This window comes from Limnofasciculus baicalensis BBK-W-15, from assembly GCF_024178385.1.
GTDB classification, from domain to species: domain Bacteria; phylum Cyanobacteriota; class Cyanobacteriia; order Cyanobacteriales; family Coleofasciculaceae; genus Limnofasciculus; species Limnofasciculus baicalensis.
This window is the reverse complement of the sequence record NZ_JAMZMM010000026.1, coordinates 19,391-31,497: the sequence shown is the minus strand read 5'-3', so window position 1 is coordinate 31,497 and position 12,107 is coordinate 19,391. Positions and strand designations below refer to the sequence as shown.

The 12,107-nt window shown below is 43.5% G+C and carries 13 protein-coding genes and 1 pseudogene; 3 read left to right on the top strand and 11 right to left on the bottom strand.

The window, feature by feature from the left end; genetic code table 11:
- Positions 1 to 2,267: mannose-1-phosphate guanyltransferase (locus NJ959_RS04570; protein ID WP_254010570.1), on the bottom strand; the 2,267-nt coding region annotated here is incomplete at its 3' end.
- Positions 2,268 to 2,619: 352 nt separating this feature from the next.
- On the opposite strand from NJ959_RS04570, the gene NJ959_RS04565 reads away from it, so the two are divergent.
- Positions 2,620 to 2,817 (top strand): hypothetical protein, encoded by a 198-nt coding sequence (locus NJ959_RS04565; RefSeq protein ID WP_254010569.1) that lies wholly within the window; start codon positions 2,620 to 2,622, stop codon positions 2,815 to 2,817.
- Positions 2,818 to 3,358: 541 nt separating this feature from the next.
- Here the strand turns inward: NJ959_RS04565 and NJ959_RS31025 are convergent.
- The 6 genes and pseudogenes from NJ959_RS31025 to NJ959_RS04540 all read right to left on the bottom strand — a co-directional run bounded on the left by NJ959_RS31025 (position 3,359) and on the right by NJ959_RS04540 (position 7,561).
- A complete protein-coding gene (locus NJ959_RS31025; RefSeq protein ID WP_507237482.1) occupies positions 3,359 to 3,526 on the bottom strand; it encodes a hypothetical protein in 168 nt (55 codons plus the stop codon).
- Positions 3,527 to 4,279: 753 nt separating this feature from the next.
- A pseudogene (locus NJ959_RS30590) lies at positions 4,280 to 4,561 on the bottom strand (macro domain-containing protein); the annotation flags it as partial.
- Positions 4,562 to 4,701: 140 nt separating this feature from the next.
- Entirely contained in the window at positions 4,702 to 5,004 is a 303-nt protein-coding gene (locus NJ959_RS04555; protein WP_254010568.1) for a hypothetical protein, read from the bottom strand.
- Between the two features lie 7 nt (positions 5,005 to 5,011).
- Positions 5,012 to 5,644 carry an ankyrin repeat domain-containing protein gene (locus NJ959_RS04550; protein ID WP_254010567.1) on the bottom strand — a complete coding sequence of 211 codons (633 nt, stop codon included), beginning with the start codon at positions 5,642 to 5,644 and terminating at the stop codon, positions 5,012 to 5,014.
- Positions 5,641 to 7,317 carry a polymorphic toxin type 28 domain-containing protein gene (locus NJ959_RS04545; RefSeq protein ID WP_254010566.1) on the bottom strand — a complete coding sequence of 559 codons (1,677 nt, stop codon included), beginning with the start codon at positions 7,315 to 7,317 and terminating at the stop codon, positions 5,641 to 5,643. The genes NJ959_RS04550 and NJ959_RS04545 overlap by 4 nt, the downstream gene beginning before the upstream one ends.
- A 7-nt stretch (positions 7,318 to 7,324) precedes the next feature.
- A complete protein-coding gene (locus NJ959_RS04540; RefSeq protein ID WP_254010565.1) occupies positions 7,325 to 7,561 on the bottom strand; it encodes a hypothetical protein in 237 nt (78 codons plus the stop codon).
- Between the two features lie 175 nt (positions 7,562 to 7,736).
- Between NJ959_RS04540 and NJ959_RS04535 the strand changes: the two genes are divergently transcribed.
- The gene (locus NJ959_RS04535) at positions 7,737 to 8,552 is read left to right on the top strand and encodes a cobalt-precorrin-6A reductase (RefSeq protein ID WP_254010564.1); all 816 of its coding nucleotides are present in this window, start codon (positions 7,737 to 7,739) and stop codon (positions 8,550 to 8,552) included.
- Positions 8,553 to 8,742: 190 nt separating this feature from the next.
- Here the strand turns inward: NJ959_RS04535 and NJ959_RS04530 are convergent, their stop codons facing one another.
- From NJ959_RS04530 to NJ959_RS04515, 4 genes are all read right to left on the bottom strand, one after another.
- Positions 8,743 to 8,895, bottom strand: a complete 153-nt coding sequence (locus NJ959_RS04530; protein ID WP_254010563.1) for a hypothetical protein — start codon at positions 8,893 to 8,895, stop codon at positions 8,743 to 8,745.
- Positions 8,896 to 9,385: 490 nt separating this feature from the next.
- The gene (locus NJ959_RS04525; protein ID WP_254010562.1) at positions 9,386 to 9,811 is read right to left on the bottom strand and encodes a nuclear transport factor 2 family protein; all 426 of its coding nucleotides are present in this window, start codon (positions 9,809 to 9,811) and stop codon (positions 9,386 to 9,388) included.
- 39 nt (positions 9,812 to 9,850) lie between these two features.
- Positions 9,851 to 10,459 carry a pyridoxamine 5'-phosphate oxidase family protein gene (locus tag NJ959_RS04520; RefSeq protein ID WP_254010561.1) on the bottom strand — a complete coding sequence of 203 codons (609 nt, stop codon included), beginning with the start codon at positions 10,457 to 10,459 and terminating at the stop codon, positions 9,851 to 9,853.
- Positions 10,460 to 10,696: 237 nt separating this feature from the next.
- Positions 10,697 to 11,296, bottom strand: coding sequence for a glutathione S-transferase family protein (locus tag NJ959_RS04515; RefSeq protein WP_254010560.1), 600 nt, complete (start codon positions 11,294 to 11,296; stop codon positions 10,697 to 10,699).
- 115 nt (positions 11,297 to 11,411) lie between these two features.
- On the opposite strand from NJ959_RS04515, the gene NJ959_RS04510 reads away from it, so the two are divergent.
- A complete protein-coding gene (locus tag NJ959_RS04510; RefSeq protein WP_254010559.1) occupies positions 11,412 to 11,987 on the top strand; it encodes a TetR/AcrR family transcriptional regulator in 576 nt (191 codons plus the stop codon).
- The last annotated feature ends 120 nt before the right edge of the window (positions 11,988 to 12,107 follow it).

Below are 12,107 nucleotides of genomic sequence, written 5' to 3'. Positions count from 1 at the left end.
GGACAGCGCATTGTGTAGCTTTTATGGCACACCTGGGGCAGTTCAGTCCGAATCTGAGCAATAGTGCGCTCCTGAATTGTCAACATCTCAATTAGCTTGGCAATACAGAACATCGCATCAAATCCGGGATGGAGTTGCGGGAAAATATAACCCATTTCCTCAGAACCTCCCAATACCACATTATGATGAGATTGAGATGCCTCCATCAAAGCGGCTGGATTAGCTTTGGTGCGAATCACTCTCCCCTCATGCCGTCGGGCAATTTGCTCAATGGCACTGGAAGCGTGGACAGGTACAACAACACTGCTCCGTGGATGAGCAGTCAACATAACACTCACCATTAGCGCAGTCAAAGTTTCACCTCGCACGGGATGTCCAGATTCATCTACTAAAATAAGCTGTTCCCCATTTGCCGACACCTGAACACCAAAATTGGCTTTTAGAGCCACAACCACTTTACCCAACTGACTTAACAATTCCTCTCGTTCATTGTCAGAGAGGCACATTTGGCTCAAACTGGCATTGAGAACAACCGCATCGCAGCCGAACTTAGCTAACAATACAGGTAATACAGCACCAGACACGGCATAAGCGTAGTCAATGATAATTTTGCCACCGCTATTGCGAATTGCTTCAGAATTCAGATGTTTCTCAAATCCAGTAGTATAGAGATCGATTAACTGAGTGGGATAATTCACGTTGCCAATTTCGTGAATCGCCGAGCGCCGCAAATCCTCCTTAAAATATGCCCCCTCAATTTTCTTCTCTTTCGCCTTTGAGATATTGATCCCTTTATGGTCAAAAAATTCGATTAGAATCTGATCGGATCGATCTGGGTGTATCCGGACGTGAAGACCACCTGCAACGGTCAAGGTGGGGACTACCAGGCGAGTAATGGGAATTGCTGAAGCTTCCAAATTCTGGACGTGAACCCCTACGGACATCAATCCGGAAACTAATGACCGAGAAACCATGCGGGAGATCGATCTTTGGTCGCGAGATACGGCAACTTGGGTTCCTGGTTTTAAAGTAGAACCGTAAGCCGCACCCAATTTTACGGCAAATTCTGGGGTAATATCAATATTTGCCAAGCCTTGGACACCGCGCTGACTAAATAGATTCCTTTGAGCGGTGTTACCCCAAATCAAATTCATGTTCAGAGTAGCACCGGATTCAATATTCTTAGATGGCCAAACGCGCACGCCGGGGCTAATTAGGGCTTCTTCTCCCACGGTTGAGAGGGAACCGATAACTGCTCCTTCCAATATTTGAGCGCGACGGGCTACCCTTGTACCTCTAGCGATGACACAGGCACTGAGATGAGCTTCATCTCCGACAATGGAACCATTCCAGAGAATTGGTCGCTTTAAGTCAGCGTAACTTCCTATGCTCACGTTGTCACCAATTACGGTTCCAGCTTCGATATTGACTCGTGGACCAATGCGGCAGTTATCACCGATGATGACTGGGGGTTCAATTCTGGCGGTGGAGTCAATCGTGGTGTTTTGTCCCACCCATAGTCTCGATCTTTGTTCTGGGTAGGGTAATTCTAGCTTGACTTTTCCTGCCAACGCATCGTACTGCGCTTCCCGGTAGGCATCTAGGTGACCGACATCACACCAGTACCCATCAGCTACATAGCCGTACATCGGTTCCCCTTTTGCTAGCAAAAGGGGAAATAAATCTTGAGAAAAATCAGATTCTATGTTTTCTGGCAGGTAGTCTAGGACAGATGGTTCGAGAATGTAAGTCCCAGTGTTGACCGTATCTGAAAAAATTTCGCTTGTGGAAGGTTTCTCTAAAAACCGACGGATGCGCATTTCCTTATCTGTAATCACTACCCCAAATTCCACTGGATTGGGAACTCGGTAGAGAACTAAGGTGGCTTTTGATTTCCGACTCTTGTGGAATTTAATGGCAGCCGTTAAATCGAAATCTGTGATACTATCACCACTGATTACTAAAAAGGTATCATCAAGTAGTTCTGCGATATTTTTGACGCAACCCGCAGTGCCCAGGGGTTGGTCTTCCTCGACAGCGTAAGTCATTTGTACGCCAAATTCACTGCCATCTTGGAAGTAGTCGCGCATGACATCTGGAAGATAGTAGAGTGTAGCAATGACTTCTGTTATATAATGTCGCCTGAGTAAGTTTATAATGTGTTCGGCGATGGGTCGGTTGAGAATCGGCACCATCGGTTTGGGAATATCGCAGGTAAGCGGTCTCAGTCTTGTTCCTGAACCGCCTGCCATCAGCACTGCTCGCATAAGTCCTCCTAGTTTTTGCGCAGCACGGCCTGGTTGCCGTACAATGGATTTTTTGTTTATCTTTGAGAGACTGGAAGGAAGGGAAAGTCTGCTGGCACTTTTCTCGTCATAAAAAACCTTCGTCGCTGGAAACTCTGTGTCTTTAGACCGGGGTTGCTTACTTTGACTGGACTACTAAACAATCAATCTACTGGCACTAACTATAATGCTACTTTGACTTTTAGCTGGGATCAATTCCCCTCTTGGTCTCCAAACTCTAGACTAAGACCCTGAAAGCTATATGCCATAAGTGTTAAGTTGGAGTGGAGATATCATAAAATTTCCCTCACGGAAGAGGTAATAGGTAATAGGTATGATTAAATTAGGGATTCTGATTCTATTTGGACTTTATGGCTACGGGGCTTGGCGGTTCTGGAAGGGTTTTGAACGGACTAACTTCAGCCGCAGTTTGCCCAGTCGGATTTCTTTGTCTTTGTTATGGCCTGCTTTGTATGTGGCAAATCAGTCCTATCGCAAAAATTTTAATAAGGCTCTCAAGGGGGGGCGGTAGGTTTCCGCTGCACGCTGCAAGCTTTACTCGCTTCGCGATCGCGAAACTAAGCTCCTTTTCAAAAAGATCGGGATTTTTTCCACATCCCGATCCACACCTTGCTATTTTGTGTTATATTATATGTAATAATGGAAATATTGGCTTCAATAGTTAGTTGCACAGTCTCCCATTATTACATAGTACATCAAAAAGCCGAAGAACGCAAGGCCCGAGGGAAAAATTTTTTGGTTCAGGGCGGTTTTTTTGTGTTATATTATATGTAATAATGGAAATATTGGCTTCAATAGTTAGTTGCACAGTCTCCCATTATTACATAGTACATCAAAAAGCCGAAGAACGCAAGCCCCGAGGGGGATTTTCTAGAAAAAATAGGTCAAATCAAATTTGATCGACATATATTATCTTATACTCAGATCTTGCACCAGTTGAAATAACCGTAGGGTGGGCAGTCCCCACCAACGTAATCATCAGCTTTTCGCCTGATATTGGGGACTGCCCACCCTACCTAAAACTCTTTTTTGACATTGGTGCAAGATCTCAGTTATACCCAACCTCTAATCTCGATATTGTTTTCTGATGTTTCGATATTTCTGCTGATTTGGGCGCAGGCGTTGATAATGGTTTTGCCACTGAGGTTGAAGTAACTGACTAATTTTTCGGCATATTCAACCAATTCGGGGGCTATTTTGGGGAGGCTTTCTTGCCAGATTTCTAGTTGTTTTAATCCGGTGATTTCGGGAACATCGTAGATGAGTGAGGGGCGTTTTGGGAAGTTAATTGCTTCTCTAGTGCTGATGATTAAGGGGGTGTGGCTATTTTCAACTATTTCGGTGATGCTGTTTAATGTTATGGTGTCGTTGCGATCTAGTTTGTCGGCTTCAATGAGTAAGATGTGGTTGGTGAAAATGGCTTGTCTTTGCCATCTGGTGATGAGGAGGTTGAGGGTGTCGGAGTCGCTGGGGAGGCAATTGAGACGGAGGAGTTGGGGTTTGAGTTTGAGGGTGGTGCAGATGGTGGAGATGATGACTTCTTTGCTATCTGTATCTTTGCCGCATAGTTGAAGGATGGGATAATTGGGGTTTTGGGTATTTTCGAGTTCGGTTGTTTTCTTTTTTAGCCAATTGGTGATTATTTGTTGGACTATTTCTAGTTGGGGTATAGATAGTGGGATGTCAAGTATTTCTGGGGGTTGGGGCTTGATGAGATTGCTGATACGGTTGTCGTGATAGGATGATGTACTTGCGAGGTAGTGGAGGATATTTTCATCTATTTTGAGGGCGGATTTGTTGAGGGTTTGGGATTGATAAATTTCGATGAGTTGCCAATAGCGTAGGGGAGATTCTGGAGTGAGGGCATCCCAATCGGCGTTGGGGAATATTTCTAGGGCTAAACCGAAGGTGGGATGGGCGCGTTGGGGATTGCCGCAGGCTTTGATGCAGAGGTATTCAAAGCTGGGATCTATTTCTATGTAGCTACCCCCCTCCCATACCGGACCAACAGTATGAATAACCCACTTAGATGAAAGGTTGTAACCTTTAGTAATTTTGGCTTCACCTTCATTACAACCGCCCAGTTTTAGGCATTCTTCTTCTAGCCCTAATCCAGCGGCACGGTGGATTGCACCACTGACACCACCTCCAGTGATTAAAGCTTCATTGGCAGCATTAACAATTGCATCCACTCTTTGTTGAGTAATGTCTCCTTCAATAACTTCTATTCTTTCAGGAATTAACTTGTTTTTCATCTGAGTTTATCTAATTTCTTGACTTACTTGATATGAACCACAGACAGCCTCTATAAATACTCCCCCTTCAAGGTGGAAATGAAATAAAGCTTGGGATGAATATGAAGCGACAGTACCATCTGCCTCCCTCAATCGATGTCCTAAAGATGATAAAATCTCTTTGCCACTGTTTCAGAAATAGCTCTTAAGATTGCGGCTATTCGATCAAAATCAACGTAAGTAGGGATCTGTTCTCCAGAGAGAACTTTTTCTAGGCTTTCCCAATCATCCACCAGAGATCCCACGGCAGGCTTAACCTCTGATTGAAAGTTTGTCCATTCGGAGGATGGGACTATCCAATAGTAATCTACATCATTAATGTCTAATGAAGAGATGCCATTCTCATCCATTTTTTCCATTAGCTTTTCAAACAATAATCGTAGATTCTCAACTGTCACTATCATAAATCTATTATTCTCTAGCACATACTTGCTTGAGGAACTCAACTATTTCGCTCTGTTCTCTATACTTAGCAATATCTAAGGGTGAATTTCCGTTCTTGTCTTTTTCATTGACGTTAGCCCCCTGCTCGATTAATATTTTTACATCATCAAGGCTACCTCTAAATATAGCCAATAACAATTTGTCATTAATATTATCGCTTTCCACGAGAACTTGTTCCCAGTCTAGCCAAGACTGTTCCAATTCCTGTTTTTCCTCCATTTCTAGTTCTTTTTCAAGCTCTTTAAGAGCATCTATAAGTTGGTTAACTGTAAATTTTTGCTCTCGATTGAGTAAGGTTGTATCGAGATATTCAAGCCGACGATAAAGCAAGTCTTCAAGACCACCCTGTAACAATACCCTCCTGGCTATCCTTGCCAGAAAGTAACACAAAGCTTCATCGGAAATAAGCGGACCATCACAGATCATCATTGAACATTGTTGGTCGGTCATTTCACTGGGCAAAAGGTTACCAAAATCACGCTGAATATCTAAATAGTCATTGGTGACTACTCCTGATTCTGGTATTTTGTATATTATTGCTGGTTTTTTAAATTTGGAAAAACATTTTTCAATATTAGATAACAGGTAACTATGTTTCATATTCCAAGTAACTCATTTGCACGATTAATTAGTCGATTTGCCGTATCAATCCTTGATTGTATAGCAGCTCTGGCAACTGGATCTAGGTGAGGATTCTTCAAGCTGGCTTGTAAAGCATCTCTCGCTTTCTGTAAGCCCCTGATAGCATCTTGTATCTTTATTATATGTCCTGGATCGAGGTTATCACCTGATAGTGTATATCTCCTTTCCCAGTTATGTTCAATTTCATCAATTGTATCAATTCTTGCTTTTTGAGCTGGAGTAAATTTTGGTTGCTGATCGGAATTACTTTCCCCCTCATTTATGTAGAAAACATTACTTACCTCAAGTTGAGGATCTAGCTCAAACCCACCAAGTCGTTCAGGAATCTGTAACCAGCTCGGCTCATGACTAGTATTGTCATTCACCTCCAGTGGCTCTCCCGCACCAAAACCCCCCAAATCCGGCAATTTTTCCTGGGGTCCATGACCAGTATGAGAGCCAACCTGTGGTTGAGGTCCTTCACCAAAACCACCAAGTGCTTCTTGACTCGTTGCCCCACTTCTTTGGTTTCTTCCTAGCCCCCGAACAGTGAACCCCGGATTCGGCGGCCGTTTTGGGTTTAAAGCTAGATAAATACAAGTTGACCAAAGAATCACATTATGAGGATTTGGGTTTTTGATATCAATAATTTCATCAGGATAGCTCTGGCGATACAAAGCAGCAGCTTCCCTAATCACCTCCTCACGTTCGTTTGGATCATGAATATCAGCCAAATGCTTTCGCCAGAGTTCGTTATAAGAATCCTCGGCTATAGTGGCTTTTGCTATCTCCAAATCCAAATCCCGCTGTTGTTGCCGCAAGCGTTCCGTTTCAGGAGCTAATCGCTCTTGCTCTCTTCGATCTTCTAACTGATCGAGTTGTAGATTTATGGAGTCTATTTTTGCGTTCAAATTCCGAAGGCGTTGTTTTTGTTCCTCTAGAATCTGAGTTATCCGAGTGTCAATCCGATCGATATTGGCATTGATATCCTGCAACAGTTGTTTCTGCTCGAGATCGATCTGAGCTATCCTCTGCTCGAGATCGATCAATGTTGTAGGGATAGGGGATACTGGTACTGATGGAGCTAATTCTACTGGCTCGCGCACTTGCGATCGCGCTTGTGATGGTGTCTGCGGCACTGATGGCGCTGGCACAGTTGAGTTGGGTGAAGTAGTAGGCGGTATCGTCGGAGTAGTTTCTGCTGGCTTGGCAATCTCCTCGTTAAAAATAGCACTAACTTTTTCGCGGATAGACTGAGTTATTTGAGCGCTATTAGCATCAATACGTCCTCTGATTGGCGCAAAAAACTCTCTAATTCCATTGAAGATCTTTATCGTAGCTTGACTAATTTTCTCCTCTAAATGCTCCTTTTCTTCCTTGAACTGATCCAGACCAAAACGAATCACTTCTTGACGGTCATTTTCGGTATGTTGCCAGTAAACAATAATTACCCCACTAACAGCAACGATGGCGATCGCAATCCCGGCTACCAAAACCACTGCTGCATTAGCATATAAAACTTCATTTTCTGGAGCTAAAAGTTCATCTTTTTGTGGTGACTGACGCTCTGGTAAATAGGCTGTTTCCATCCCCGTTGGCTGACTCAAGGCACTGACAGATGGTTCAGAAGTTGATAATAATTTATCTTCCACAGTGGATTTACTGAGTTAGGGCATGGCGATGCTGAAAGCTCCCTTCGCGATCGCACCCTTTGATTTGGTAATCTGGAGGAGTCGCGATCGCACCCTTTGATTTGGTAATCTGGAGAAGTCGCGCTCGCACCACTTGATTTGGTAATCTTTCAGAATCGCGCTCGCACCGCTTGATTTGGTAATCTTTGAGTAGTAGAAATGAACGATTTATCTCAGGGGATAAGGATTTGCTGCACCATGTCAATATAACAGTTGTATCCTGACTTTTCAAAGATAACTATGTTTCATCTTCCAATTACCTCATTTGCCCGATTAATTAGTCGATTTCATGTTTCCATCTAAATGTTATTGAAGATTTTCTATGTCAATATTCACTGCTATTTTCATCGTTAATAATTATCTTTCTGTACCTGAAGGGGATGTCTAAGGTGGAAGATATAGAAAAACGTCTGTGGTTAATTGGCGGTACATCTGAGAGTGTGGAGTTAGCTTCGGCGATGGCAACGCCAGCCGGAGGTATCGCTACTCTGAGAATACCATGTACTGTGACTGTAACTACTCCAGCAGCCGAGGCACTTTATGCCAAAACTCCTAACTTACAGGTGCGAGTAGGTTGTTTGGATAGCGCACAGCTAGATGAGTTTTTACAACAACAAAAAATTGGAGCAATTCTTGATGCTTCCCATCCTTATGCGGTGGAAATTTCCCGGATGGCGATAACAGCGGCAAATTCCCGACAAATTCCTTATCTGCGTTTTGAAAGGAGAGAGGTTAAGGCAGGAGATAATACCGCTGAGGTGATATATCTGGAGAGCTTTCAAACTTTGCTGGATGGGAATTATCTAAATCAGGAAAGGGTACTCCTGACTGTGGGTTATAAAGCATTACCTTTATTTCGGGATTGGCAAAATCGGGCAATTCTGTTTGCACGGATTTTACCTTCAGTTACGTCTGTTGAAAGCGCGATCGCATCTGGATTTACTTGCGATCGCATTATAGCACTCCGTCCTCCGGTAACCGCTGAATTGGAAAAGGCTCTCTGGCTTCATTGGGATATTTCCCTGGTGGTGACAAAAGCTTCTGGAGTAGCTGGGGGAGAGGATGTCAAACGGATGGTAGCGGCGGAATTGGGTATTCCTTTAGTGGTAATTAATCGTCCGAAGATTGACTATCCGCAGCAAACTAGCGATTTGGCTGTTGCTTTGGAATTTTGCCGGAATTATAGCAAAAGTTAAAACGTAGCTTGGCGATGCCTACCCAGAACAATATTCACCAAACGTTGTCAGATTCCCCTTAACAGTAACTCCCAAGTTGCTAGTGCGATATAGTAAATCAACAGAAAAATCGGTGAAGTTATTCTTTTGCTTCACCAATTTCTAAGGAACTATTGATTTATATTCAATTCCCCAACCCTGGAGTTATTGACTAGTAGTCAGCTTGTCCATTATCTTGATATGGTTCCCCGCTGAAGGGTTGTACGCCGATTTCGGGATAAGCGTCGTCATAGGGACCGAAAATTCTCGCCATCGCTTCGGAAAAATACCGGGTCATGTTGTCAAATATCTTGTAAATGCTCATAATAATCCTTTGATTTTGGAAACCCCATCTCTTTAGACTAGGGATGAACACGAATGCGGTTAAATTGATTGAATTTCTTGTTACAAGTCCCGTGTCTTCAGACCGGGGTTACTGACAACCTTGCTCTCCTGATAGAATGGAAGATCTGGGATTGAAATGAGATGGTCTGGGATCGGAATGAATTTATCTGAAATTCAATCTACTTTGATTATGAGGGATACTTGGCAAATGGGAAGTACTTTGCAATATTTGTTTTTTTTTGTTTGCAATACTTTGCTTATCTTCCCGTGAAAAGCCATATCAGCTTGTAAATTTATTAAGTTTCTTTGAGATTGTTGATATTCTGCAAAGATTTGTAACTATCTCATTCGCAGTCCCGGCGATAATCCAATGGTTTGGGAATACCACATCATAATCATAGCAAGTTTCCTTAAGAAATGTAACTTACAGTGAGAGAGGAGGAAGGGAGAGACAGTTAGGCAGGAACTAGTTATGTACGCTCCCAGCGAAATTTTCTCTCAGATTCCTGGATTGGTAAATCATTGATGCTGGCAAATCGACGCATCATTAACCCGTTTTCAGCAAATTCCCAGTTTTCATTGCCATAGGCGCGATACCAAAAGCCAGAATCATCATGCCACTCATATTCAAATCGCACGGCAATCCGGTTATCCATAAAACACCAGAGTTCTTTTTTTAAACGGTAGTCCATTTCTTTTGCCCATTTGCGTTTGAGGAATTCTTTGATAGCGGCTCTGCCACTGAAAAATTCTGCCCGATTCCGCCATTGAGAATCTTCGGTGTATGCTAGAGCAACCAGCTCTGGATTGCGGGTATTCCAGGCATCTTCTGCTGCTTGGACTTTAGCTGTGGCGGTTTCTAGGGTAAAGGGTGGGAGAGGAGGTTTGATTTCCATGGTTTTCAATATTATTGAATTAGAGTGGATAGTTGAGAGTTAAGATCGGAGATTGGTAGAGTTTTTGGCTTCTGTCAGAAGTTTTTCTAACTCTTTAATTCTCGTTTCCATTACTTCTACTTCTGCTGCTGAATATCGAAGAGGAATATGTTGCGGACAATTCCAATCCCATCCTTCAATTTCAAACAGGATTGCTCTTTCTATTGTTGCTTCGTAGTCTGTGTCTTGCACCAGATCTAAGATGATAGGATCGTTTGCCACAATCCGGGCACGACCAATAATTTTGAGGCGACGGCGGTGACGATAATCCATCAGAAATAAAAATGCTTTATCATTTTCAGAAAGATTACCTACGGAGATATATTGGACATTGCCGCGAAAATCGGCAAAGCCTAAAGTCCTCTCATCAATAATCTTCAAGAATCCTGGTTTTCCACCGCGAAACTGGATGTAAGGATAGCCATTAGAAGTGACAGTACCGAGATAAAAGCCTTCCATACTAGAAATAAACCTCTCTAGATCGGAATTGATGGTATTATTGTCCGGACCTTTAGCCACAAAGCGTTCATAGTTCTCGCGGGAACCCATTTTTTCTTGCATTGCTTTGACGGCGGGAGTAAATGCGATCGCGCTAAATTGACGGGGCATAAAATCAATTCTCTCTCATGATTAGACCTCTTGCCTAAATCCGATCCTGCCCCCTCCCATCCCCCAATTATGTGGGACTTTCAGATTAAGTTCCCCATAATTGGGAGGTTAGGGGGGCAAAAATTAACTTTCGCAAGAGATCTATTGAACTCTGTGATGGCAAAATGGAGAAATAAGCTGAGGATATCGCGACGATCGTCTATTTATCTGACGGAATGGTTCTCGCGATCGCCAAATCTAGATTCCTGTCATGGGAATATAACCAGGGAGTTGCTTCACCCGCTCAATCCAATTCAAAACATTGGTATAGGCATCAAGGCTAATCTTGCCATCCCGTGCCAGGGCGATATATGGAAAAACAGCGATATCGGCAATAGTGGGACGATCGCATTCTAACCAGGTATGTGTAGTGAAATGCCGATCTAGTTGGCTTAAAATATATTCTGCTTTCTGATGGGCGCGTTCAATATTGATACTAGTCGCCCCAAATAAATAGTATAGCCTTGCATTTTCAGGACCCTGACGGACTTCTCCTGCTGTAGTGGATAACCAGCGCACAACTTGAGCTAGCGGTAGCGGCTCCAATGGGAGCCATTTGTCGCCGCCATACTGTCGTGCCAGGTACACTAAAATTGCCTGAGAATCTGCCAGTTTTAGATCGCCATAGACTAACAAAGGAACCTGTCCAAAGGGGTTGATTTCTAGGTATTCTGGCGATTTATGTTCGCCTTTCATCAAGTCTACTTTTATCCATTCGTAGTCGATTCTCAGCAATTCTAGGAATAGTCTTGCTTTGTAGCTGTTACCCGACATTTCATGACCATAAAGCTTAATCATTGGAGTTATTGTCCTGAGAAGGTCAGCTTGGCTTTTTGTACCGTTCGTTCGGTATAGATATACTGTACCGAACGAACGGTATAATTGTCAAGAGATCTACTTCACTTTCTTGCTCATGTCTAAAGAAACCCATGTGCCAAAACTGCTCAAACTCTTCCGGCAATTTGGTTATGAGGGGGTAACCCTCTCCAAAATTTCCCAAGAAACAGGGTTGGGGAAAGCCAGTCTCTACCATTACTTCCCCGGAGGGAAGGCAGAGATGGCTGAGGCTGCCCTAACTCATGTGAATCAGTGGCTGGAGACGAGTATTTTACCGATTCTTGTTGGTGCAGCGTCTCTCAAAGAGAATCGCCAGGTCAAGCGCATCGACGGATTCCAGGCGATGTGTGAGGAAACGAGTCGCTTTTTCAATGGGGGACAAAATTCCTGCCTGTGGGCGGTGTTGGTATTGGAAAAATCGAGCGATGAACTCTTTGACTCTCAGATTCGTGGGGCATTTTCTCGGTGGATTGAGGCAATCGCAAATGTTCTAATTGCAGGAGGATTGGATGAAACTCTGGCAAAGCAACGGGGAGAAGATGCCCTCATCGCGATTCAGGGTGCATTGATTCTGTGCCACGGGTTGAAAGATTTTGCTCCTTTTGAGCGAGTACTCCAGCAATTACCGCAACAACTTTGTGAGGGTATGTGAATTTGGTGTATATCCTGTGGATCGGATTTTTAGTGTTGTAGCAGAGATTTTTTTTAACCCATAGACGCGCAGCGGCTTCTCGCCAGAGTAGAGCGCAAAGAAGAGATGAGATTTGCTCTT